The following is a 21,816-nucleotide window of genomic DNA, read 5'->3' as shown; positions in this document are numbered from 1 at the left end:
CGGTGTTTCTTATACTCCTTCTCGTTATTATTTTTTCTTACCAACTCAACAACCCCCCCTGTTCCGCCCGGGGGCCCCGCCCCCCCGGGGGCCCCCCCCCGGGCGCCGGGGGCCGGCCCGAGCCCCGGGGGCGGGCCCCCGGGGTACCCCCCGTACGGTGGTGGGGTGCACCGGTTTCTCCTGACCCCGCGCTGGTGGGGGATCAACGTCTTCGTCGCGCTCGCCATCCCCGTCTGCCTGTTCATGGGGTCCTGGCAGCTCGGCCGGTTCGAGGACCGCGTCGGCAGCCACCGGGAGGCGACCGCCGAACGCCCCGCCGACCAGCCGGCCGCACCGCTGGACTCGCTGCTGCCGGTCGACACGAAGACCTCCGGCCGGCTCGCCTCGACGGCCGGGGAGTACGGACAGCAGCTGCTGGTCCCGGACCGGGTGGTCGACGGGAAGACCGGCTTCTACGTCCTGACGCTGCTGCGGACCGACACCGGCAGGACCGTCCCCGTCGTACGGGGCTGGCTGCCGGGCTCCGCCGACCCGGCGAAGGCCCCGGCCGCGCCGACCGGGCGGACCGAGGTGACGGGGGCCCTGCAGGCCTCGGAGAACTCCGGGACCAAGGGCGTGCACGCGCAGGGCGGACTGCCGGCCGGGCAGGTCGGGGTCATCGGGGCGGCCACGCTGGTCAACCTGGTGCAGGACCCGCTCTACGACGCCTGGCTGACGGTGCAGACCCCGGCGGACGGGATGATCCCGGTGCCGGCGAAGGCCCCGCTCAACACCGGGCTCGACCTGAAGGCCTTCCAGAACCTCGGCTACACCGGCGAGTGGTTCGTCTTCGCCGGCTTCGTGCTCTTCATGTGGTTCCGGCTCTACCGCCGCGAGGTGGAGACCCTGCGCGACGCCGAGGCGGGGCTGCTCCCGGCGCCGGAGGCGGCCACGGGGGCCACCCGGGCCTCGGGGGCCACGGCGGCGGAACAGGCGGCGGCGCCCGCGCCCGAACCGGCCCCGGTGTCCGGCTCCGCTACGGCGCGGCCTGCGGAATGATGCCCGTCCGGTAGACGGTCCCCCCGCAGGCCTCCGGGATGGTGGTCCGGGTGACCGGATCGCCGCCGGTGGGGGTGTGCGACACCGCCACTCCCGCTCCCGCCTGCCCGCCCGCCGAGCCGGAGTTCGGGTCCGGGCCGGGTGCGGCCGCGTCCGCGCCGGCCACCGCGGGTGCCCCCGCGCCGTCCTGCGCACCGGCCGGGGCCTGCGCCTCGCCGCCCGGCTGCGGCTTGGCCGTCGGGTCGGGGCTCACCGCCGGGCAGGACTGCGCGGACGGCACCCAGGCGAAGCGCACCTCGTACGCCGTGTTCGGCTCCAGCAACAGCACCGGAGCCTCCGCCGACGGGTCGGGCAGCAGCCCGCTCGCCGGGTCCCCCGCCCTGTGGCCCGTCACCGTCACCGGAGCGGCCTGCGCGGGCGGCGGGCCCGCGGGGAGGGGTGCGGCCGTCACCGTGTCCGGGCCGGTGACCGTGCAGCCCCGGGCGGAGACGTTGGTGACCTTGAAACTGCCGAGCACCTTGCCGTCGGACTCGGGGGCGCGGGCGCTGCCGGCCACCCCGAGCTGTCCGGCTGTGCAGGCCGGCGCCCCCGGGGCGGCGCCCGCCGGGGGCTGCGGACCGTTGCCCGCGCCTGCGGCAGTGGTGCCCGCGGTGGCTCCGGCGCCGGACGGGTCCGCCACCGTGCCGCCGTAGGGGGAGCCGCTCGCCTGCGGGGACGGCGTACCGTCGGCGCCGCCCGTCTCCTGGTCCTTGCCGGTGGCCTTGGCCGATTTCGGGTCGCCCTTGCCCCCGTCCCCGGAGCCGTTCTGGTGCGGGTCGGAGGGGCCGCCGGGGCCGCCGCCCTGGGACTCGCCGTGCCCGGCCATCGCGGAGTGCCCGGCGGCCGCACCCTGGTCGGTGCCCAGGTGCAGTGCGGCCGGGATCGCCGTACCGGCCAGCAGCGCCACCGCGGCCGCGCCGACGAGGGCCTGACGTTTGCGGGCCCGGCGGGCGGGCACCGCGTGGCGCAGCCGCTCCAGGGCCCCGTCGGAGGGCTCCAGGCCCCGCACGGCCCCGGCCAGCAGCCCGCGCAGCGCCTCCTCGTCAGCGGTCGCCCGACCCGGCGGGTTCTTGTCGTCGTCCGTCATGACTGCGCAGCCTCCATCGCCACCCTCAGCGCGGCAATGCCCCGCGATCCGTACGCCTTGACCGAGCCGAGCGATATCCCGAGCGTCTCGGCGACCTGGACCTCCGTCATGTCCGCGAAGTAGCGCAGCACCAGCACCTCGCGCTGGCGGCGCTGGAGCCCGCGCATCGACTTGATCAGGTCGTCCCGCTCCAGCTGGTCGTACGCCCCCTCCTCCGCGCTGGCCATGTCCGGCATCGGCTTGGACAGCAGCTTCAGACCGAGGATGCGGCGGCGCAGCGCGGAACGCGAGAGGTTCACGACGGTCTGGCGGAGATAGGCCAGTGTCTTGTCCCGGTCCCGTACCCGGCTGCGGGCCGAGTGGACGCGGATGAAGGCCTCCTGGACCACGTCCTCGCAGGAGGCGGTGTCGTCGAGGAGCAGCGCGGCCAGGCCCAGGAGCGACCGGTAGTGGGCCTGGTAGGTCTCGGTGAGGTGGTCGACGGTGGTACCGGCGACGACCGGGCGCGCCTCGGCGGTGATGTCCCCCTCGGCCGCGCCCGACGCCCCTTCGGTGGCCGCGCTATCGCGGGGCGAGGGCACGCGGACGCCCCGGCTCGGCAGGACGGGCGGCGCGGTGGCCGGAACGCTCGCCGGCGGGACGGGCACGATCACAGGGAAGCCGCCGGGGCCTCCGGGCGCACCGGAGCGACGGCGCGCCGGAGCGATCCCGGTGCGCGCCGGTAGGACGGTCCATTCCAACAGTGCCTCTGCCACGCGAGTTGGACACCCGTCCCCCCGTCAGGGTTGTACGCGTGCGGCAAAGCGACCAGCGATTTCCCCATTGCCCTCATGCGTACCCGCTCTTCCCAATTGCCCCGTTTGTCCAGGCGGCAGTCGGGCCATCACCTTGATCAAGGGATCGACACCGATCCTACAAAGCGAATTACGCGAATTCACCCGCGATCAGTTCCGAGATCTGAGTGGCATTCAGTGCGGCACCCTTGCGCAGATTGTCCGCACACACGAAGAATTCCAGGGAATGGTCGTCGTCGAGCGAGGCCCGCACCCGGCCCACCCAGGCCGGATCCGTGCCGGCCGCGTCGGCGGGCGTGGGGAACTCCCCCGCCGCCGGATCGTCCACGAGCACCACCCCGGGCGCCGCCTCCAGGATCTCCCGGGCGTGCGCCGCGGTCACCGCCCGCTCGAAGCGGGCCCGCACGGTGAGGGAATGCCCGGTCAGCACGGGAACCTGTACGCAGGTCACCGCGACCGGCAGTGCCTCCAGCCCCAGGATCCGCCGGGTCTCCGCCCGTACGGCCAGCTCGTGCGAGGACCAGCCGTCCTCGCGCAGCTCCCCGGACCAGGGCACCACGTTCAGCGCGAGCGGAGCCGCGAAGGGGCCGGTGTCCTCGCCCACGGCACGGCGTACGTCCCCGGGCTGCTCCCCGAGGGAGGTCCCGGCGACCAGCGACAGCTGCCGGCGCAGCGCCTCGGAACCGGCCCGGCCCGCGGCGCTGGCGGCCTGGTACGAGGACACGGCCAGCTCGGCCAGCCCGTACTCGGCGTGCAGCGCGCCCAGGGTGGCGATCATCGCGGCGGTCACGCAGTCCGGGCCCGCGACGATCCCGCGCGGCCGGATCCGTACGGCACTGCCGTTCACCTCGGGCACCACCAGGGGCACCTCGGGGTCCTCCCGGAAGGCCGCGGACTGGTCCACCACGACGGCGCCGCGCGCGGTCACCACGGGAGCCCAGCGCGCCGAGACCTCGGCCGGGGTCAGGAACAGCGCGACGTCGCCCGCGCCGAGGCCGTCGAAGGCGTCCTCGGTGAGGGCGAGCACCTCGGTCTCCTCCCCGCGGACGGCCAGCACGCGGCCGGCCGAGCGCGGGGAGGCGATCAGGCGGATGTCGCCCCAGACGTCCGCCCGCTGGGACAGGATCTGGAGCAGGATCGAGCCGACCGCTCCGGTCGCCCCGACCACGGCGAGCGCCGGGCCGGAGGACCGGGTCGCCGTCATCGGCCGGTGCCTCCGTAGACGACGGCCTCGTCGCTGTCGGAGTCCAGGCCGAAGGCCGTGTGCACGGCGCGGACGGCCTCGTTGACGTCGTCCTGGCGGGTGACGACCGAGATGCGGATCTCGGAGGTGGAGATCAGCTCGATGTTCACGCCCGCGTCGGACAGCGCCTGGAAGAAGGAGGCGGTGACGCCCGGGTTCGTCTTCATGCCCGCGCCGACGAGGGAGATCTTGCCGATCTGGTCGTCGTAGCGCAGCGAGTCGAAGCCGATCTGGTTCTTCGCCTTCTCCAGGGCGTCGATGGCCTTGTGGCCCTCGGTCTTGGGGAGGGTGAAGGAGATGTCCGTCAGGCCCGTGGAGGCGGCCGACACGTTCTGGACGATCATGTCGATGTTGATCTCGGCGTCCGCGATGGCGCGGAAGATCGCCGCGGCCTCGCCCGGCTTGTCCGGAACGCCGACGACCGTGATCTTGGCTTCGGAGACGTCGTGAGCGACTCCGGAGATGATGGCGTGCTCCACCTGCGCGTCCCCTTGCGGATTCTCGTTGCTGACCCAGGTGCCCGGCAGTCCCGAGAAGGACGAGCGGACGTGGATCGGGATGTTGTAGCGGCGGGCGTACTCGACGCAACGGTGCAGCAGCACCTTGGAGCCGGAGGCCGCGAGCTCCAGCATGTCCTCGGAGGAGATCCAGTCGATCTTCCGGGCCTTCTTCACGACGCGGGGGTCCGCGGTGAAGACGCCGTCGACATCGGTGTAGATCTCGCAGACCTCGGCGTCCAGCGCCGCGGCGAGCGCGACGGCGGTGGTGTCCGAGCCGCCCCGGCCGAGGGTGGTGATGTCCTTGGAGTCCGCGGACACGCCCTGGAAGCCGGCGACGATGGCGATGTTGCCCTCGTCCAGCGCGGTGCGGATTCGGCCCGGCGTCACATCGATGATGCGCGCTTTGTTGTGGACCGAGTCGGTGATCACGCCTGCCTGGCTACCGGTGAACGACTGGGCCTCGTGGCCCAGGTTTTTGATCGCCATGGCCAGCAGGGCCATGGAGATCCGCTCCCCGGCGGTCAGCAGCATGTCGAATTCGCGCCCCGCAGGCATCGGAGATACCTGCTCGGCGAGATCGATCAGCTCGTCCGTCGTGTCGCCCATCGCGGAAACCACGACGACCACCTGGTGGCCGTTCTTCTTGGCATCCACGATCCGCTTGGCGACGCGCTTGATGCCCTCGGCATCCGCTACGGAGGAGCCTCCGTACTTCTGCACGACAAGGCCCACGTGCGCTCCTCGCTCAATCCAGTACTGCGGTCGCGGGCCAGTCTAACGAGCGCCCGCAATACGACCGACGCGTACCACATCATGAGACATCCGGTTCACCCCATGATCATGGCGGGGCGGCCGTCGCCGTGGCGCCTCTCAGGACCGCCTCTTTCCGGTCGCGCGCTACAACCCGCCGGCTACGGCCCGCCGACCGGACGGCGGCCGAGGGTGCCGAGTTCCTCCGCCATGACCAGGCCGGCCTGCTCGGCGAGCTCGTCCTCGGCCAGGTCCTCGTCCGTGTCCAGCCCGTCCAGGGCGGCGAGGGGCTGGTCGAGGCGGACGTGCGCGATCAGCGACTGGAGGGCGCGCAGGGTGGCCGAGGCCGTCGGACCCCAGTTGGTGAAGTACGAGAACTGCCACCACCACAGCGCCTCGGTGATCCGGCCCGCCTGGTGGTGGATGAGGCCGTGCCGCAGGTCGGCGACCACGTCGGCGAGGTCGTCGGAGATCCGGTGCGCGACCGGGGCCTTGCGCGGCTCGTACGGGTCGAAGACCTCGGAGTAGACGTCGACCGGCTCCAGCATGACGGCGAAGCGCTCGCGCAGGTCGTCCACGTCCGGCTCCGGGCCCAGGTCGGGCTCGTAGCGCTCTTCGGGCAGGACGTCCTGGTACGCGCCCAGCCTGCCGCCCGCCAGCAGCAGCTGGGACACCTCCAGGAGGAGGAAGGGCACGGCACTGTCCGGGTCCTCGCCCTTGGCCACCTCGGTGACCGCGACGATGAACGACTCGATCTGGTCCGCGATCGAGGCGGCGAAGTCGTCCGGGTCCTGGCCCAGGGCGTGCAGCGTTGCGTCAGACATCGAGAAGTCGCCTTCCTTCAAAGGCCCGCCCGAGCGTGACCTCGTCCGCGTACTCCAGATCTCCCCCGACGGGGAGCCCGCTGGCCAGGCGGGTGACCTTCAGGCCCATGGGCTTGATCATGCGGGCGAGGTAGGTGGCGGTCGCCTCGCCCTCCAGGTTCGGGTCGGTCGCGAGGATCAGCTCGGTGACCGTCCCGTCCGCGAGGCGCGCGAGCAGCTCGCGGATGCGCAGGTCGTCCGGGCCGACGCCCTCGATCGGGCTGATCGCCCCGCCCAGGACGTGGTACTTGCCCCGGAACTCGCGGGTCCGCTCGATCGCGACCACGTCCTTGGACTCCTCGACCACACAGATGACCGTGGGGTCGCGGCGCGGGTCGCGGCAGATGCCGCACCGCTCCTCCTGCGCCACGTTCCCGCAGACCGCGCAGAAGCGGACCTTGTCCTTGGCCTCCAGCAGCGCGTGCGCGAGGCGGCGGATGTCGGTGGGCTCGGCCTGCAGGACGTGGAAGGCGATCCGCTGCGCGCTCTTGGGCCCGACGCCGGGCAGCCTGCCCAGTTCGTCGATCAGGTCCTGGACCACGCCTTCGTACAACGGACTGCCTTCTTTCTGTGGATCTTCGGGGTTCGGGAACTAGAACGGGAGGCCGGGAATGCCGCTGCCGCCGCCCAGGCCCTGGGCCAGCGGCCCCAGCTTCTGCTGCTGGAGGGCCTGCGCGTTCTCGTTGGCCGCCTGGACCGCCGCGACGACCAGGTCGGCGAGGGTCTCGGTGTCCTCCGGGTCCACGGCCTTCGGGTCGATCACCAGCGCCCGCAGCTCACCGGAACCGGTGACGGTCGCCTTCACCAGACCGCCTCCGGCCTGGCCCTCGACCTCCGCCAGCGCCAGCTCTTCCTGAGCCGCGGCGAGGTCCTGCTGCATCTTCTGGGCCTGCTGGAGCAGCTGCTGCATGTTGGGCTGGCCACCACCGGGAATCACAGGTACTCACTCCATACGTCACGACGACCTTCGGGAACGCTCGGTCAATCCGAGCCTACGTGCTCCCCGGGCGCCGCGCCCTACGCCGGGAGGACCAACTCTTTCGAGTGAGAGACGGGACGTGCACGTACCTGATGGAGACCTCCTTGCGGGCGGAAAAGCGGGGATTCGTTGTCCATCGCGTGTCATTCGAAGGTAGGAAGAGCATGCGCACCATTGCGCACACGCGCACCACGACACGTCAGCGCAGGCAGAGGGAGTGCCGGGTGAGTCAGCCGGAGATGCAGCCCGAGGGGCCACCCCGGGATCCCGCAGAGGACGGCGACGGCGACCTGACCGGCCGGCCGTTCCCGCTCGGGGACTGGGGCGAACCCGCCGAGCGGCTCGACGAGCTCTACCGGCGGGTGGAAGCCGATGCGCTGCGCACCGCCGAGTGGTACCTGTCCGACCGGGCGTGGAAGCGGCGGGGCGCGCGGGCGCTGCGGGCGGGCGCGGCCCTGGGCGCCGTCACGGGCGCCGCGATGCCGCTGCTGGAGCTGACGGGCTCGGCGCCGGGCGCGGCCTCGTACGGGTACCTGTCGCTGCTGCTCGCCGCCGCCTGTCTGGCGTGCGACCGGTTCTTCGGGCTGACCTCGGGCTGGATGCGGGACGTCGCCACGGCCCAGGCGGTGCAGCGCCGGCTGCAGGCGCTCCAGTTCGACTGGGCCTCGGAGAACGTACGGGAGGTGCTGGGCCCGACGGAGGGCACGGCGAGCGAGGCCGCGGAGCGCTGCCTGACGGTGCTGCGCCGGTTCTCGGAGGACGTCACGGAGCTCGTGCGCTCCGAGACCGCCGACTGGATGGTCGAGTTCCGCGCGGGCCCGGCGCCGCTGGTGATGCAGTCCCTGGCCGGCTCCTCCGCCCGCCCGGACCCCGGCGTCCCCCCGGCCCGTTTCCCGCTCCCCCCGGGCACCCGCCCGAACATGCCCCGCCAGCGCCCGCCGGAGCAGCCGCGCTGACGTTCGGGCACGGCGCGTTCGAGGCGCGGGGGTCCGGGTGCGGAGCCACGGCAGCGGCGTCCGCACCCCGCACCGCCCTCTCAGCTGAAGATGATCATCGACCCCTGCCCGAGGCTCCGCGTCGCCGCGGCATGCAGCCCCAGCCACACGTGCCGCTCCCGCGCGAAGGGGCTCGCGTCGTACGGAATCGGCCCGGCCGGCTCCTCCAGCGAGGTCGGCCTCCCCGGCGGCACCGGCGCGGCCGGCGGGTTCCCCGGATCTATCCCGATCGCGGGAGCCACGAAGGCCAGCTCCCGCAAGAGCCCCTGCGCCGACCCCAGCGGCCCGCCCCCGGCGAGCAGCTCCTCGTTGGCCAGCGGAACCGCGAAGTCCACCGGCACGTACGCGCCGGCGTGGTCGTAGTGCCACACCAGGTGCGACTGCTGCGCCGTCGGCTCGAACATCTCCAGCAGCTGCTCGTAGTCCCCGCCCAGCTCGTCCACCGGCGTCACCGGCAGTCCGCAGATCTGGAGCAGGTAGGCGCGCCGCAGGAAGTGCAGGGCGTCGTAGTCGAACCCGGCCACCGGGGCCACGTCCCCGCTCAGGCCCGGCATGTAGGCGAACACGGGCACCGACGGCAGACCCGCCTCGCCCAGCGCCTTGTCGTACGAGGCGATCTCTTCCGCGAAGGGGTTGTCGGGGCTGTGGCACAGCACGTCGACAAGGGGGACCAGCCACAGGTCACAGGCCACGCGGGCTCCGATCAGTCGTTGCCGCCGATCGGGCCAGAGTAGTGCGCCGGACACGCTCCGCGAAGGGGTGCGCAGAACCCGTGACGGAGGTGACGGCCTCAGAGCCCGGCGGCCCAGTCCAGCCCGTGCTGGTTGTAGGCGCGCACGAGGCGGCGTACCTCGTCGGCGTCCGCCAGCGTCACGGCGTCCACCAGCTCGTTGTGCCCGTCCCACAGGGCGGTCCGCAGCTCCGGTCCGCCCTGGAGGTGGGGTACGGAGAAGACCCAGCACTGCACCCGGATGCGGTGCAGGAACTCCGAGATGTACGGGTTGCCGACCAGCCCGCTCAGTTCCCGCCAGAACCTCAGGTCGTAGCCGATCAGCACTTCGAGCGAACCGCTCCGCGCGGCCCGCCGGGCCTCCTCCGCCCGGCGGCGCACCGAGACCAGCAGCTCGCCCGCCCCGGGGGCGACCCCGCGCTCGACGAGCCGGCGGAAGACGCCGTCCAGGATCAGCGTCCGGGCCTCGATCATGCCCCGGAAGTCGTCGACGGTGTAGGTCCGGACGCGGAACCCGCGGTGCTGCACCGATTCCAGCAGCCCCTGCGCCGAGAGGTCGACCAGCGCCTCGCGCACCGGGGTCGCCGAGACCTCGTACTGCTCGGCGATCTGCTTGACCGTGAACTCGGTCCCCGGCGGCAGACGACCCGCGAGCACTTCGTCGCGCAGCGCGTCCGCTATCTGCTGCCGAAGTGTGTTGCGGGTGACAGCTCCGCTTCCGCTGCCTGGCATAGGGGTCCGTCTCCTCCATAGATCTTCGGACACCTTAGGCCAGGCAGCGCGGCTGAAACCGAACGGTTTCTCGGCCGTTATGCGAACATACCGCCCGTTATCCGGACGATTAGTCGCCGGTGGTGTGGCGGTCGGCCACCGTCAGCGCCTCGTCGAGGAGCGCCAGACCCTCCTTGGCCTCGGCTTCCGTGACCGTGCAGGGCGGAACGACGTGCGTCCGGTTCATGTTGACGAACGGCCACAGACCGGAGGCCTTGCAGGCGGCGGCGAATTCGGCCATCGGCGCGTTCGCGGCGCCGGAGGCGTTGTACGGGACGAGCGGCTCGCGCGTCTCCTTGTCCCGTACGAGTTCCAGCGCCCAGAAGGTGCCGAGACCGCGCACCTCGCCGACGGACGGGTGGCGCTCGGCGATGGCGGCCAGGCCCGGGGCGATGACCTCGGACCCGATGCGGGCGGCGTTCTCGACGATGCCCTCCTCCTCCATCGCGTTGATCGTCGCGACGGCGGCGGCGCAGGCCAGCGGGTGACCGGAGTAGGTCAGTCCGCCCGGGTAGGGGCGAGTGGCGAAGGTCTCGGCGATGGCGGCGGAGATGGCGACACCGCCGAGCGGCACGTAACCGCTGTTGACGCCCTTGGCGAAGGTGATCAGGTCGGGGGTGACGTCCCAGTGCTCGGCGGCGAACCACTTGCCGGTGCGGCCGAAGCCCGACATGACCTCGTCGAGGATGAAGACGATGCCGTAGCGGTCGCAGAGCTCGCGCACGCCGGCGAGGTAGCCGGGCGGCGGGGTCATGATCCCGGCCGTGCCGGGCACCGACTCCAGGATGATCGCGGCGACGGTCTGCGGGCCCTCGAAGGCGAGGGTGTCGGCGAGGTGGGCCAGCGCGCGCTCGCACTCCTGCGCCTCGCTGGTGGCGTGGAAGGGCGAGCGGTAGAGGAACGGCCCCCAGAAGTGCACGACACCGGCGGAGGCGGTGTCCGAGGGCCAGCGGCGCGGGTCGCCGGTCAGGTTGATCGCGGCGGAGGTGGCCCCGTGGTACGAGCGGTATGTGGACAGCACCTTCTGGCGGCCGGTGTGCAGCCGGGCCATGCGTACGGCGTTCTCGACGGCCTCGGCGCCGCCGTTGGTGAAGAAGATCTTGTCCAGGTCGCCGGGGGTGCGCTCGGCGATGAGGCGTGCGGCCTCGGAGCGGACGTCCACGGCGAAGCCGGGCGCGAGGGTGCAGAGCCGGGCGGCCTGCTCCTGCACGGCCGCGACGACCTTGGGGTGTTGGTGGCCGATGTTGGTGTTGACCAGCTGGGAGGAGAAGTCGAGGAAGCGGTTCCCGTCGTAGTCCCAGAAGTACGAGCCCTCGGCGCCGGCGACGGCCAGCGGGTCGATCAGGGCCTGGGCGGACCACGAGTGGAAGACGTGAGCGCGGTCGGCGGCCTTGACGGTCGCGCCGGTGACATGAGGGGTCATGGCGCCACGCTAGAAGTGCGCAGGTCGGAAGGGATATCGGCGGACTGTATGCGGGTGGAGGCCCGGCCTCGGCAGTCTGTCGGTCGGGGTGGGCGGTTGTGCGGTGCACGGGTTGCGTCGGCTGCGGGTTGCGTCGGCCGCGGGTTGCGTCGGCCGCGGCTTGTGCCGCCCGCAGATTGTGCGGCCCGCGGGATCCATTGACAGCATGCTCCCAACATGACAGCCTTTTGTCATCAGCCGCTTGATTGGTTTCCGGAGGCGAGCACCATGAGCGAGACCCCGCGCAAGCCCGTCCACCTCGCCGTCTACGACACGTACGCCGACTGGGAGACCGGCCACACCACCGCGCACCTCACCCAGCGCGGCCACGAGATCCGTACGGTCGGCTTCGCCGCCGGACAGCCGGTCACCACCATGGGCGGGGTCCGCATCCAGCCCGACCTGTCCCTCGCGGACCTGCGCCCCGAGGACTCCTCGCTGCTGATCCTCGCCGGCGCCTCGCTCTGGGACACCGGTGACGACCTGGCGCCCTTCGCGGCGAAGGCCCGCGCGCTCCTGGCGGCCGGAGTGCCCGTCGCGGCGATCTGCGGAGCCACGGCGGGCCTCGCCCGCGAGGGCCTGCTGGACGGACGCGCGCACACCAGCGCGGCTCCCTTCTACCTGGCCGGGCAGCCGGGGTACGCGGGCGGCGAGCGGTACGTGGAGGCCGACGCCGTCACCGACGGCGACCTGATCACGGCGGGCCCGACCGAGCCGGTGGCCTTCGCCCGCGAGGTCTTCGCGCGGCTCGGCGCGTACGGGCCGGAGGTGCTGGACGCGTGGTACCGGCTCTTCCACGACTCGGACGCGACCGCGTACCCGGTGCTGATGGCGGCCTCGGAGGCCGGAGATGCCTGAAACGTCGCCCGATCCCTCGCCGGCGCTCTCCGAACGGGAGCGGCAGGACCTGCTGAGCCGGACCGCGCTCGGCGTCTTCCAGCTCAACGGCCAGTTCCTCGGCATCTCCGAGGAACTGGCCCGCCCGGCCGGGCTGACGGCCGCGTGGTGGCAGGTCCTGGGCGCCGTGCTACGGGAGCCGCTGCCGGTCGCGGGCATCGCCCGGTCCATGGGGATCACCCGGCAGAGCGTGCAGCGGGTGGCGGACCTGCTGGCCGCCAAGGGCCTCGCGGAGTACGCCCCGAACCCGGCGCACCGCCGCGCGAAACTGCTGCGCCCGACGGAGGCGGGGCGCGCCGCGATCGCCCGCGTCAACCCGGGGCACGCGGCCCTGGCCACCCGCCTGGCGGCCGAACTGGGCGACGAGGCCTTCGCCGAAACGACCCGCACCCTGGCCCGCCTGTCCGCGGCCCTGACCACCATCGCGGCGGAATCCGGCCCCGCCAGGGGCACCTCCCAGCGGTAGCCGGGGGAGGTTGAGGCGCGGGGTCTGGGGCGGAGCCCCAAGGGTCTTTCAGCCCCGACGGCCCCGTGACGGGGGAACGGACGTCGGCGCGCGCGAGTACTGGACAAGCCCTGGACAGGACCCAGCGCCGCGCTGGAGGGCCGTTTACGTCGAGCCGCCGGTGGCAGACTGAGCCGTGTGCTCACGCAACTCGCCGCGGCGACCGGCGTCTTAGGCCTCCTCACCCTCGTTCCCGGCCCCGACATGGCCATCGTCACCCGGCGGGCCGTCTCCCGGGGGCGGGCCGACGGGCTGCGCACGGTCGGCGGGATCGCCGCCGGGCTGCTGCTGTGGGGCGCCCTGACCGTGGCCGGGCTCGCGGCGCTGCTCGCCGCCTCGGCCGAGGTGTACCTGGTGGTCAAGCTCGCGGGCGCGGCGTACCTGTGCTTCCTCGGCATCCGGTCCCTGCGCCGCCCGGGCGCCGGCCCCGCCGACAGCCCGGCCTCCGACAGCGGCGGCAGCGCCTGGCGCACCGGGCTGGTGAGCAACGCCCTCAACCCGAAGATCGCCGTGTTCTACACCGGCCTGCTCCCCACCCTCGCGCCGCCGGGCCTGCGCCCGGCGGCGGGGATGGCGCTCCTGGTCCTGGTCCACGTCCTGCTGACACTGCTCTGGCTGGGTACATACGTGTACGTCCTGTCGCGCGCCCGGCGGTTCTTCACCCGGCCGCGCGTCCGCCGGACGATGGACCGGGTGACGGGCGTCGTCCTGATCGGGTTCGGGGTGCGCGTGGCCACGTCCACGGCGTAGCTCTCAGGGGGGAGCCGACCCGGCCCGCTACCCGAGGAGGGCGTCGAGCTCCTGCGCGATGGCGGCGCGCAGTCCGTCATGCCGGGGCGCCAGCGCGTGGCGCTCGCCGCGCCAGCACTCCTCGTCCTCGTAGCGCCAGACCGGCATCCGGACGAGCCCGGCGGGCTCCCAGTCGTAGCGGGGCCAGATGTGGGCGTGGAGGTAGGGGTCGGTGTTGCCCAGGATCTCGATGTTCACGCGCCGGAAGGCCGGGTCGAGGCGGGCGCAGGCGCGCTCGACGGCTTCGGCGAACCGTTCCAGGTCGGTGAGGTAGGCGATCCGGCGCGCCGGGGGCAGGTCCGAGAGCCGGGTCACGGCGGGGTCGTCGGCCAGCAGCACCGAATACCCGGGCAGGAACTGCCGGTCCCCGATCGCCGCGAAGCCCGCGTCGAGGCGGCGCAGGACGGTGGGGTTCTCGCCGCGGTGCGCGCTGCCTATGCGGTCGTGTCGCCAGTCGGTCGCGTTCATTCCCGGACCCTAACGCGGCGTCGGATGGGTCGATCGGGGCTGCCCGTCCGGCCGTTGGCTGGCTCTGAGGTAGGGGGCGTCATACCTGAGAGCCAGCTTGAAAGGCCGCTCCGGAGCGTGACGCCGACCATGGGGGCGGATTCCTAACTTCGTTGTGAGAGCGGGCGAGTGCCCGCTCTTCCCACGGAGTCGAGGAAGAGGGCACACGTCATGACCAATGGCAGCCGCATCCGCCGCGTTCGCCGCACCCTGCTCGCCGGCCTCGTTGCCGCTGCCGTCGTGATCCCCGTGACCGCGGCCGCCTCCCCGGACGTTCCGGCGCCCGCCCCGGTGGTGTTCGCCGAATCCGCGACCGCGCAGAGCCGGTACGCGGCCAACCTCGCCGGCATAGGCGAGGCGGCCCGCACGGCGCAGGAGGCGGGCCGCGCGGGCCGGGCCGTGAAGCTGCGCGCGATGGCGGCCGGTTCACCGGGCGGTGACGGGGCCGGGGCCCGGTTCCTGGTCTTCGACGGCCGGGGGACGGGGCGCGCCGTCGAGGTGTTCGGCGATCTGGGGACGGCCGACCGGGTCACCGTCCTGGTGCCCGGCTCCGACACGACCCTGGACACCTACCAGCGCTTCCGGGACGGGGCGGTCTCCCTCCAGCGGCGCCTCCGGGCGGAGCATCCGAGCTCGGCGGTGGTCGCCTGGCTCGGGTACGACACCCCCGGGACGGTCAGCACCACCGTGCTGACCACCGACCGCGCCGACCGGGCCGCCGCCGAACTGGGTCCGTTCCTCGACCGGTTGCGGGGCATGGCCCGGCCCGAAGTCCGGGTGTCCCTGCTGTGCCACTCGTACGGCTCGGTGGTCTGCGCCCGGACCCGGACGGGCCCCGGGGTCGGCGACATCGTCCTGTACGGCAGTCCGGGTACGGGGGCCTCCTCCGCCGCCGGTCTGCCGACCTCGGCCCGGGTGTGGGCCGGGCGGGGCAGCGAGGACTGGATCGGCGGTGTTCCGCACGTCCGCTTCGGCGGGGTCGGTTTCGGTACCGACCCGGTGGATCCCGCCTTCGGCGCCCGGATCTTCGCGGCGGGCTCCGCCGGGCACAGCGACTACCTCAAGCCCGGCACCGAGTCCCTCGACAGCCTGGCCCACATCGTCATCGGCTCCGGCTCCGGCTCCGCCGGTGGTCCCGTCTCTTCCGTCACCGGTCAGGAGGCCTCGCATGCGTAGGCTCCGATCCGGCTGGTCCGCCCTCGCGGACCGTGTCGACGAGGCGACCCCGGCACACCGGGACCGGTCCGTGGATGCCCTGCGGGCCTTCGCGATCCTGGGTGTGGTGCTCGGCCACTGGCTGGTCACCGCCCTGACCGCCGCCGACGGTGGTCTGCACGGCACGAGCCCGCTGGCCGCCATGCCCTGGCTGGCCCCGGTGTCCTGGGTGTTCCAGACCCTGGCCGTGTTCTTCCTGGTCGGCGGCCATGTCGCGGCCCAGAGCCACGCGTCGGCGCGGGCCCGCGGGATCCCGTACGGCTCCTGGGTGCGGCAGCGCCTCGGGCGGCTGTTCCGGCCGGTGGCGGCGCTGCTGACGCTGTGGGCCGTCGTGGCGGGCGGGCTGCTGCTGGGCGGCGCCGAGTGGGACACCGTACGGACGCTGCTCCAGCTGGTGTGGTCCCCGCTGTGGTTCCTGCTGGTGTTCGCCGCGCTCACCGCGGCGACCCCGCTCGTCGCGCGGCTGCATCCGCTGTGGCCGCTGGCCGTGGTGGCCGGGGTGGACCTGTGGCGGTTCGGCCTCGACGGGCCGCAGTGGACCGGCTGGGTCAACGTCGCCGCCGGCTGGCTCGTCCCCTACACCCTCGGCGCCGCCTGGTCCCGGGGCGCCTTCACCCGGCGCCGCCCGGCCCTGTTCCTGCTGGGCGGCGGCGCGGCCGCCACCGCCGCGCTGGTCGTCTGGGGCGGGTACCCGGCGTCCATGGTCGGGGTGCCCGGCGCGGCGATATCCAACCTGAACCCGCCGACGCTGGCCGCGGCTACGTTCGGGCTCGCCCAGTGCGGACTGGCCCTGCTGCTCCGCGAGCCCCTCGCCCGGGCCATGGGGCGGCCCCGGACCTGGGCGAAGGTGGCCCTGCTGAACCTGTCCGCGATGACCGTCTTCCTCTGGCACCAGACCGCGATGATGTCCGTCACCGCTCTGGGGCTGCTGTTCTCCACCGACCTGCCCGGCCTGCACACCGCGCCCGCCTCGCCGGGCTGGATCGCCGCACGGCTGCTGTGGCTGCCGGTGTTCGCGGCCGCCCTGGCCATCTGCTGGGCCGCGTTCCGCGTCCACGAGCAGCCCCGGTCCGCGCGCACCCCGCGCGGGGGCCCGACCGTACCGCCGCCGCGGGCTCCTCGGTCCCGGCCGGCCCGTCTCGAGGAGGCCGGCCATGCCTAGGGTGAGCCGTGTGACCGAACAGCACGCATCCCTGGCGGACGCCGCCTGGCCCCCCGGCATCAGAGCCACCGTCCTGGAACTGTTCACCCTGCGGCGGGACCCGCTCCCCCGGATGTCCCGGCCCCGGTGGCTGGCCCGGCTGCCGCACGCGCTGGTGCTGTACCTGGCCGTCTTCTTCGGCTTCCTCACCAATGAGCAGCTGTCCGACCACTACCACGTCACCGGCGGGCCCTCCCTGGTGCTGGCGCTCATGACCGGGGTGCCGATCGCGGTGGCGCTGTCGCGCCCGATCGCCGCCTGGTGGCTGGGGCTGCTCGCGGGCGGCGTGATCGCCTGGGTGATCTACGGTCACGTCGGGCACGGCCAGAGCTGGCCCTGGATGCCCGCCGGGTTCCTGGCCTTCGCCCCGCTGATCCTGCTGGCCGCGCTGCGCGTGCCGCCCCGGGTCACCGTCGTGGTGGTCACCGTCCCCGTCGCCCTCACGGCCGTCGCCGAGCTGTCGTTCAAACCGCCGCACAGCTCGACCAGCTTCTTCACCTCCAGCCTCGTCTTCGGCATCGTGGGGCTGCTCGGGTACGCACTGCGCGCGGTGCGCCTGGCGCGCAGTCAGCTCGTCGTGCAGGAGACCCTGACCGAGGAGGAGCGGGCCCGGCGGACCCTGCTGGAGGAGCGCAGCCGGATCGCCCGCGAGCTGCACGACGTGGTCGCCCACCACATGTCGGTGATCTCCATCCAGGCGCAGGTCGCCCCGCACCTGGTGGAGAACCCGTCCGAGGAGCTGAAGGAGAACCTCGCCGGGATCCGGGCGAACGCGCTGGAGGCCTTGACGGAGCTGCGCCGGGTGCTGGGGGTGCTGCGTTCCGAGCAGCCCGAGGATCCGGCGGCCCCGCAGCATCCGCAGCCCACCCTCGCCGAGCTGGACGGGCTCGTGGACAACGTGCGGGGTGCCGGGCTGGACGTCGCCACCGAGGTGGCGGGGATACGGCGCCCGCTGACCCCGGGCGTCGAGCTGACCGCGTACCGGATCGTGCAGGAGGCGCTGAGCAACTGTCTGCGGCACGCGCCCGGTTCGCGGGTGGAGGTGGGCATTGCCTACGGGCCGCGCGAGCTGCACCTGTGCATCGCGAACACCGCTCCGGCCCGGCCCGCCCCGCCGTCGGTCGGCGCCGGGCACGGGCTGCTCGGGATGCGGGAGCGGGCGGGCATGCTGGGGGGCGAGCTGGCGGCCGGCCCGCGGCCCGGTGGCGGGTACGAGGTGACCGCGGTGCTGCCGACGGACCCGCCCGGCGGTTCCACCCCCGAGACGAAGAAGCCCGAGACGAAGAAGTCCGAGATGAAGAAGGACGTATGAGCACTCCGATCAAGGTGATGATCGCCGACGACCAGATGATGGTCCGGCAGGGCTTCACCGTCCTCCTCAACGCGCAGCCCGACTTGGAGGTGGTCGGCCAGGCCGTGGACGGCGCCGACGCGGTGGCGAAGGTCGCGGAACTGGGGCCCGATGTGGTCCTGATGGACATCCGGATGCCCGGCATGGGCGGCATCGAGGCCACCTCCGTCATCACCGGCGTGCCGGGATCGGCGGTGAAGGTGCTGGTGCTGACCACCTTCGATCTCGACGAGTACGTGTACGAGGCGCTGCGCGCCGGGGCCTCCGGCTTCCTCCTGAAGGACGCCTCGGCGGACCAGCTCGCCGAGGCGGTGCGGGTGGTGGCCGCCGGTGAGGCCCTGCTGTCGCCGAACATCACGAAGCGGCTGATCACCGAGTTCTCGCGGATGGGGGCGCCGCGGGCGCCGTCCAGGGCGCGGATCGAGGAGTTGACGGAGCGGGAGACGGAAGTGCTGTCGCTGATCGCCCAGGGGCTGTCCAACGCGGAGATCGCCCAGCACCTGGTGGTGGCCGAGCAGACGGTGAAGACCCATGTGAGCCGGATCCTGGTGAAGCTGGGCCTGCGCGACCGGACCCAGGCCGCGGTGTTCGCGTACGAGACGGGTCTGGTCCGCCCCGCGGGCTACTGAGGGGCCCGCGTAGTACTTGCGGGGGACCCCGGGAAATCCCCTTCGGCGCCGACGCGGACGACAGGGCGGGCGGCCTACGGTTTGGACATGACCGAGACGACCACCGGGGCCACCCCCCGGCCACCCGAACTGCGGCTGGCTTCGGGCTTGATCCAGAGCCTGCGTGACGACCTGCTCACCGACGCCTTCGCCTACCGGCCGCTCGCCCCGATGCGGACGGACGGGCCACTGACCCGCCGGCTGCCGAAGCGGATACGGGCGCATGCGGCCTACCTGCCGCACGCGCTGGTGGTGGTGACGGCGTTCTTCGTGATCATGCTGGCGGGTGCCAGCGGTATCGGCGGCACGCCGCCGGTCGAGGGCGCGGTGACGGGGCTGGTGGCCGCGGTGCCGGTGCTGATGACCATGGTGCGGCCCCTGGGGGCGTTCTGGGCGGCGCTGGCCGCGACGGCCGTGCTCTCGGTGGTCCATGACCGGGAGTTCAGCTGGCCGTGGTCGCCGAGCACCTTCATCGCCTACCTCGCCGTGATGGTCTTCGTCGCGCTGCGGACCAGGCCGCGGGTGGCCGGGTGGATGTGGGTCATCACGGTGGTGTTCGGGTCGGTGGGGCCGATCCTGATCGGGGAGGGAGACTCGGGCAGTGTCGCGCCGATGGCGTTCGCGTCTGCGGTGGCGCTGCTCGTGGTGACGGTCCGCAACACCCGGCGGGAGGCGAAGCAGGAGGTCACCGCGCAGCTGGAGGTGACGGCCATCGAGCGGGACCGGCGGACTCTGCTGGAGGAGCGGACGACCATCGCGCGGGAGCTGCACGACGTGGTCGCGCACCACATGTCGGTGGTGGCGATCCAGGCGGAGGCGGCTCCGTACCGGGTGAAGAATCCGCCGCCGGAGCTGGAGGCGGCGTTCGTCACCATCCGGGAGAACGCGGTGGCGGCCCTGACGGAGCTGCGCCGGGTGCTGGGGGTGGTGCGGTCCGCGGACTACGAGGCGCCCGATGCGCCGCAGCCGACGCTGGCCTCGCTGGACGGGCTGCTGGCCAATGTGCGGGAGGCCGGGCTGAGCGTGGAGAAGACCGTCACGGGTGCGGTGCGCGAGCTGCCCCAGGGCGTGGAGCTGTCGGCGTACCGGATCATCCAGGAGGCCCTGAGCAACAGCCTGCGGCACGCGCCGGGCGCGGTGGCCGGGGTCGAGGTGTCGTACGTGCTGGGCGGCCTGGGGATACGGGTCGTCAACGGTCCGGCCGTCGGGGACGTGCCGCCCTCGCCGGGTGCCGGGCACGGGATCACCGGGATGCGGGAGCGGGTGGCGATGCTGGAGGGGGAGATGACGGCCGGGGAGAGCGCGTCCGGCGGGTACGAGGTGGCGGTGTTCATACCGGTGCGCAGCCGGCCGCAGGCGGAGGAGGATCCGGCATGACGATCAGAGTGCTGATCGTCGACGACCAGATGATGGTCCGCGAGGGCTTCTCCGTCCTGCTGAACGCGATGGAGGGCATCGAGGTGGTCGGCGAGGCCGTCGACGGCCGGGAGGCCATCGCGCAGGTGGCGGCCCTGCGGCCGGACGTGGTGCTGATGGACATCCGGATGCCGGAGATGAACGGCCTGGAGGCGACGCGGCAGATCGTGGCGGCCGACACGGACGCGAAGGTGCTGGTCCTGACGACCTTCGACCTCGACGAGTACGTGTACCAGGCGCTGCGGGCGGGGGCCTCCGGGTTCCTGCTGAAGGACGCGTCCGCCCGGCAACTGGCTGACGGGGTGCGGGTGGTGGCGGCCGGGGAGGCGCTGCTGGCCCCTTCGGTGACGAAGCGGCTGATCGTGGAGTTCTCGAAGCTGGCGCAGGCTCCGCGGGTCGCGGATCCGGCGGGGGTGACGGAGCTGACGGAGCGTGAGACGGAGGTGCTGGTGCTGATCGCGCAGGGCCTGTCCAACCTGGAGATAGCGGACCGGCTGCTCGTGGCGGAGTCGACGATCAAGACGCATGTGAGCCGGATCCTGGTGAAGCTGGGCCTGCGGGACCGGACGCAGGCGGCGGTGTACGCGTACGAGACCCGGCTGGTGACCCCGGCTTAGGGCTCGGGCTCGGCGGCGGCCGGGGCGGGCTGGAAGCCGGCGGCCGGCCGATGACCTGACCTGCCGGGCGCCGGATCTCACCTGACGGCCAGACAGCCGCGGTTAGTCTGCGGGGATGGGCTTTGATCCGTGGGATGCCGATTTCGTAGCCGACCCGTACCCGGCCTACCGGGAGTTGCGGGATCAGGGGCGGGCGCTGTGGTCGGAGGCGACCGGGCAGTGGCTGGTGCCGCACTACGCCGATGTGAGCGCGCTGCTACGGGACCGGCGGCTGGGGCGGACGTACCTGCACCGCTTCAGCCACGAGGAGTTCGGCCGCCAGGCGCCGCCGCCGGAGCACGAGCCCTTCGAGGTGCTCAACGGGAACGGGCTGCTGGACCTGGAGGATCCCGCGCACGGGCGGGTGCGGCGGCTGGTGGCCAAGGCCTTCACCCCGCGCACCGTCGAGCGGCTCGCGCCCTCGGTCGAGCAACTGGCGCGGGAGTTGGCGGACGGACTGCGGCGGGAGGGCGGCGGGGACCTGCTGGCAGCCGTCGCCGAGCCCCTCCCGGTGGCGGTCATCGCGGAGTTGCTGGGCATCCCGGAGTCGGACCGGGGACTGCTGCGCCCCTGGTCGGCGGACATCTGCGGGATGTACGAGCTCCGGCCGGGCCCGGAGACGGCCCGCCGTGCGGTGGCGGCGAGCGTCGAATTCAGCGCGTACCTGCGGGAGCTGATCGGCGCACGGCGCAAGCGTCCGGGCACGGATTTGATCTCCGGTCTGATCGCCGCTCACGATGAGGAGGGGCGGCTCAGCGAGCAGGAGATGATCTCCACTTGCGTCCTCCTGCTGAACGCCGGGCACGAGGCGACCGTCAACACGACGGTCAACGGCTGGTGGGCCCTGTTCCGCAATCCCGAGCAGCTCGCGCGGCTGCGCGCGCACCCCGGAACGACGGATTCCGAAAAGTTGTCCACAGCTGTGGATGAACTTATGCGTTACGACACGCCCCTCCAGCTGTTCGAGCGCTGGGTACTCGAAGACATCCAGGTCGGAGACGTAGCGATCCCCCGCGGAGCCGAGGTCGCACTGCTGTTCGGGTCCGCGAACCGGGACCCCGCGCGCTTCACAAACCCGGACGAACTGGACCTCACTCGGGCCGACAATCCACACCTGACCTTCGGCGCCGGAATCCACTACTGCCTCGGCGCCCCCCTGGCCCGCCTCGAACTGGCCGCCTCCTTCGGCGCCCTCCTGGACCCTTCGCTCCCACCCATGCGGCTCGCCCGGGAGCCCCAGTGGGGCGACGGCTTCGTCATCCGCGGCCTGCGCGAACTCCTCGTGGAGTTCTGAGCGGAGTCCTGACCGGAGTCCTGAGCGGACAGCCGACCGGCCGTGCGGCCGCCCGCCCCCCGTGGG

The 21,816-nt window shown here is 72.8% G+C and carries 23 protein-coding genes; 12 read left to right on the top strand and 11 right to left on the bottom strand.

Going from position 1 to position 21,816, the window contains the following annotated elements; translation table 11 throughout:
- Positions 1-165 precede the first annotated feature (165 nt).
- The gene (locus ACFV0Q_RS20120; protein WP_385007158.1) at positions 166-1,038 is read left to right on the top strand and encodes an SURF1 family protein; all 873 of its coding nucleotides are present in this window, start codon (positions 166-168) and stop codon (positions 1,036-1,038) included.
- Here ACFV0Q_RS20120 and ACFV0Q_RS20115 read toward each other — a convergent pair.
- The 7 genes from ACFV0Q_RS20115 to ACFV0Q_RS20085 form a co-directional block, all read right to left on the bottom strand.
- A complete protein-coding gene (locus ACFV0Q_RS20115; protein WP_385007156.1) occupies positions 1,016-2,164 on the bottom strand; it encodes a hypothetical protein in 1,149 nt (382 codons plus the stop codon). The genes ACFV0Q_RS20120 and ACFV0Q_RS20115 overlap by 23 nt on opposite strands.
- The gene (locus tag ACFV0Q_RS20110; RefSeq protein WP_385007160.1) at positions 2,161-2,871 is read right to left on the bottom strand and encodes a SigE family RNA polymerase sigma factor; all 711 of its coding nucleotides are present in this window, start codon (positions 2,869-2,871) and stop codon (positions 2,161-2,163) included. The genes ACFV0Q_RS20115 and ACFV0Q_RS20110 overlap by 4 nt, the downstream gene beginning before the upstream one ends.
- Positions 2,872-3,088: 217 nt before the next feature.
- A complete protein-coding gene (locus tag ACFV0Q_RS20105) occupies positions 3,089-4,162 on the bottom strand; it encodes an aspartate-semialdehyde dehydrogenase (protein ID WP_385007154.1) in 1,074 nt (357 codons plus the stop codon).
- Positions 4,159-5,433 carry an aspartate kinase gene (locus ACFV0Q_RS20100; RefSeq protein ID WP_385007152.1) on the bottom strand — a complete coding sequence of 425 codons (1,275 nt, stop codon included), beginning with the start codon at positions 5,431-5,433 and terminating at the stop codon, positions 4,159-4,161. The genes ACFV0Q_RS20105 and ACFV0Q_RS20100 overlap by 4 nt, the downstream gene beginning before the upstream one ends.
- A gap of 179 nt (positions 5,434-5,612) precedes the next feature.
- Positions 5,613-6,275, bottom strand: a complete 663-nt coding sequence (locus tag ACFV0Q_RS20095) for a DUF5063 domain-containing protein (protein WP_385007150.1) — start codon at positions 6,273-6,275, stop codon at positions 5,613-5,615.
- Positions 6,268-6,867 (bottom strand): recombination mediator RecR, encoded by a 600-nt coding sequence (recR, locus tag ACFV0Q_RS20090; protein ID WP_385007148.1) that lies wholly within the window; start codon positions 6,865-6,867, stop codon positions 6,268-6,270. Before recR ends, ACFV0Q_RS20095 begins: the two co-directional genes overlap by 8 nt.
- 39 nt (positions 6,868-6,906) lie before the next feature.
- A complete protein-coding gene (locus ACFV0Q_RS20085; RefSeq protein ID WP_078950239.1) occupies positions 6,907-7,251 on the bottom strand; it encodes a YbaB/EbfC family nucleoid-associated protein in 345 nt (114 codons plus the stop codon).
- A 266-nt stretch (positions 7,252-7,517) separates the two neighbouring features.
- On the opposite strand from ACFV0Q_RS20085, the gene ACFV0Q_RS20080 reads away from it, so the two are divergent.
- Positions 7,518-8,249, top strand: coding sequence for an SLATT domain-containing protein (locus ACFV0Q_RS20080; protein ID WP_385007146.1), 732 nt, complete (start codon positions 7,518-7,520; stop codon positions 8,247-8,249).
- A gap of 80 nt (positions 8,250-8,329) precedes the next feature.
- On the opposite strand, the gene ACFV0Q_RS20075 is transcribed toward ACFV0Q_RS20080, so the two are convergent.
- From ACFV0Q_RS20075 to ACFV0Q_RS20065, 3 genes are all read right to left on the bottom strand, one after another.
- Positions 8,330-8,980 carry a hypothetical protein gene (locus ACFV0Q_RS20075; RefSeq protein ID WP_385007144.1) on the bottom strand — a complete coding sequence of 217 codons (651 nt, stop codon included), beginning with the start codon at positions 8,978-8,980 and terminating at the stop codon, positions 8,330-8,332.
- Positions 8,981-9,078: 98 nt separating this feature from the next.
- Positions 9,079-9,750: a GntR family transcriptional regulator gene (locus ACFV0Q_RS20070; RefSeq protein ID WP_385007142.1), complete on the bottom strand. Its 672-nt coding sequence runs from the start codon at positions 9,748-9,750 to the stop codon at positions 9,079-9,081.
- A 109-nt stretch (positions 9,751-9,859) separates the two neighbouring features.
- Positions 9,860-11,212, bottom strand: a complete 1,353-nt coding sequence (locus ACFV0Q_RS20065; protein WP_385007140.1) for an aspartate aminotransferase family protein — start codon at positions 11,210-11,212, stop codon at positions 9,860-9,862.
- A gap of 267 nt (positions 11,213-11,479) precedes the next feature.
- Between ACFV0Q_RS20065 and ACFV0Q_RS20060 the strand changes: the two genes are divergently transcribed.
- The 3 genes from ACFV0Q_RS20060 to ACFV0Q_RS20050 all read left to right on the top strand — a co-directional run bounded on the left by ACFV0Q_RS20060 (position 11,480) and on the right by ACFV0Q_RS20050 (position 13,403).
- Positions 11,480-12,109, top strand: a complete 630-nt coding sequence (locus ACFV0Q_RS20060; protein ID WP_385007138.1) for a DJ-1/PfpI family protein — start codon at positions 11,480-11,482, stop codon at positions 12,107-12,109.
- Positions 12,102-12,614: a MarR family winged helix-turn-helix transcriptional regulator gene (locus ACFV0Q_RS20055; protein WP_385007136.1), complete on the top strand. Its 513-nt coding sequence runs from the start codon at positions 12,102-12,104 to the stop codon at positions 12,612-12,614. The genes ACFV0Q_RS20060 and ACFV0Q_RS20055 overlap by 8 nt, the downstream gene beginning before the upstream one ends.
- 177 nt (positions 12,615-12,791) lie before the next feature.
- Positions 12,792-13,403, top strand: a complete 612-nt coding sequence (locus tag ACFV0Q_RS20050; RefSeq protein WP_385007133.1) for a LysE family translocator — start codon at positions 12,792-12,794, stop codon at positions 13,401-13,403.
- A gap of 27 nt (positions 13,404-13,430) precedes the next feature.
- Here the strand turns inward: ACFV0Q_RS20050 and ACFV0Q_RS20045 are convergent, their stop codons facing one another.
- Positions 13,431-13,910 carry an HIT family protein gene (locus ACFV0Q_RS20045; protein ID WP_385007131.1) on the bottom strand — a complete coding sequence of 160 codons (480 nt, stop codon included), beginning with the start codon at positions 13,908-13,910 and terminating at the stop codon, positions 13,431-13,433.
- Positions 13,911-14,120: 210 nt separating this feature from the next.
- Between ACFV0Q_RS20045 and ACFV0Q_RS20040 the strand changes: the two genes are divergently transcribed.
- The 7 genes from ACFV0Q_RS20040 to ACFV0Q_RS20010 all read left to right on the top strand — a co-directional run bounded on the left by ACFV0Q_RS20040 (position 14,121) and on the right by ACFV0Q_RS20010 (position 21,750).
- Positions 14,121-15,125, top strand: a complete 1,005-nt coding sequence (locus tag ACFV0Q_RS20040; protein ID WP_385007129.1) for an alpha/beta hydrolase — start codon at positions 14,121-14,123, stop codon at positions 15,123-15,125.
- Positions 15,118-16,326: an acyltransferase gene (locus tag ACFV0Q_RS20035; protein WP_385007127.1), complete on the top strand. Its 1,209-nt coding sequence runs from the start codon at positions 15,118-15,120 to the stop codon at positions 16,324-16,326. Before ACFV0Q_RS20040 ends, ACFV0Q_RS20035 begins: the two co-directional genes overlap by 8 nt.
- Before the next feature lie 10 nt (positions 16,327-16,336).
- Positions 16,337-17,677, top strand: coding sequence for a sensor histidine kinase (locus ACFV0Q_RS20030; protein WP_385007125.1), 1,341 nt, complete (start codon positions 16,337-16,339; stop codon positions 17,675-17,677).
- Positions 17,674-18,345 (top strand): response regulator, encoded by a 672-nt coding sequence (locus ACFV0Q_RS20025; RefSeq protein ID WP_385007122.1) that lies wholly within the window; start codon positions 17,674-17,676, stop codon positions 18,343-18,345. Before ACFV0Q_RS20030 ends, ACFV0Q_RS20025 begins: the two co-directional genes overlap by 4 nt.
- Positions 18,346-18,432: 87 nt before the next feature.
- Entirely contained in the window at positions 18,433-19,761 is a 1,329-nt protein-coding gene (locus tag ACFV0Q_RS20020; RefSeq protein ID WP_385007120.1) for a sensor histidine kinase, read from the top strand.
- Positions 19,758-20,417 (top strand): response regulator, encoded by a 660-nt coding sequence (locus tag ACFV0Q_RS20015; protein WP_385007118.1) that lies wholly within the window; start codon positions 19,758-19,760, stop codon positions 20,415-20,417. Before ACFV0Q_RS20020 ends, ACFV0Q_RS20015 begins: the two co-directional genes overlap by 4 nt.
- Before the next feature lie 115 nt (positions 20,418-20,532).
- Entirely contained in the window at positions 20,533-21,750 is a 1,218-nt protein-coding gene (locus ACFV0Q_RS20010; RefSeq protein ID WP_385007116.1) for a cytochrome P450, read from the top strand.
- The last annotated feature ends 66 nt before the right edge of the window (positions 21,751-21,816 follow it).

It is taken from the genome of Streptomyces sp. NPDC059564, assembly GCF_042735575.1.
GTDB lineage: Bacteria > Actinomycetota > Actinomycetes > Streptomycetales > Streptomycetaceae > Streptomyces.
The sequence above is the reverse complement of the archived record's forward strand: the minus strand, read 5'-3'. Positions and strand labels throughout refer to the sequence as shown.

Excerpts from the sequence above, each read along its gene's own strand:
- ACFV0Q_RS20025 (WP_385007122.1), top strand. The coding sequence starts at position 17,674 with ATGAGCACTCCGATCAAGGTGATGATCGCCGACGACCAGATGATGGTC.
- ACFV0Q_RS20095 (WP_385007150.1), bottom strand. The coding sequence starts at position 6,275 with ATGTCTGACGCAACGCTGCACGCCCTGGGCCAGGACCCGGACGACTTC.
- ACFV0Q_RS20015 (WP_385007118.1), top strand. The coding sequence starts at position 19,758 with ATGACGATCAGAGTGCTGATCGTCGACGACCAGATGATGGTCCGCGAG.
- ACFV0Q_RS20115 (WP_385007156.1), bottom strand. The coding sequence starts at position 2,164 with ATGACGGACGACGACAAGAACCCGCCGGGTCGGGCGACCGCTGACGAG.
- ACFV0Q_RS20060 (WP_385007138.1), top strand. The coding sequence starts at position 11,480 with ATGAGCGAGACCCCGCGCAAGCCCGTCCACCTCGCCGTCTACGACACG.
- ACFV0Q_RS20010 (WP_385007116.1), top strand. The coding sequence starts at position 20,533 with ATGGGCTTTGATCCGTGGGATGCCGATTTCGTAGCCGACCCGTACCCG.
- ACFV0Q_RS20065 (WP_385007140.1), bottom strand. The coding sequence starts at position 11,212 with ATGACCCCTCATGTCACCGGCGCGACCGTCAAGGCCGCCGACCGCGCT.
- ACFV0Q_RS20035 (WP_385007127.1), top strand. The coding sequence starts at position 15,118 with ATGCGTAGGCTCCGATCCGGCTGGTCCGCCCTCGCGGACCGTGTCGAC.
- ACFV0Q_RS20045 (WP_385007131.1), bottom strand. The coding sequence starts at position 13,910 with ATGAACGCGACCGACTGGCGACACGACCGCATAGGCAGCGCGCACCGC.
- ACFV0Q_RS20070 (WP_385007142.1), bottom strand. The coding sequence starts at position 9,750 with ATGCCAGGCAGCGGAAGCGGAGCTGTCACCCGCAACACACTTCGGCAG.
- ACFV0Q_RS20020 (WP_385007120.1), top strand. The coding sequence starts at position 18,433 with ATGACCGAGACGACCACCGGGGCCACCCCCCGGCCACCCGAACTGCGG.
- ACFV0Q_RS20055 (WP_385007136.1), top strand. The coding sequence starts at position 12,102 with ATGCCTGAAACGTCGCCCGATCCCTCGCCGGCGCTCTCCGAACGGGAG.
- ACFV0Q_RS20040 (WP_385007129.1), top strand. The coding sequence starts at position 14,121 with ATGACCAATGGCAGCCGCATCCGCCGCGTTCGCCGCACCCTGCTCGCC.
- ACFV0Q_RS20105 (WP_385007154.1), bottom strand. The coding sequence starts at position 4,162 with ATGACGGCGACCCGGTCCTCCGGCCCGGCGCTCGCCGTGGTCGGGGCG.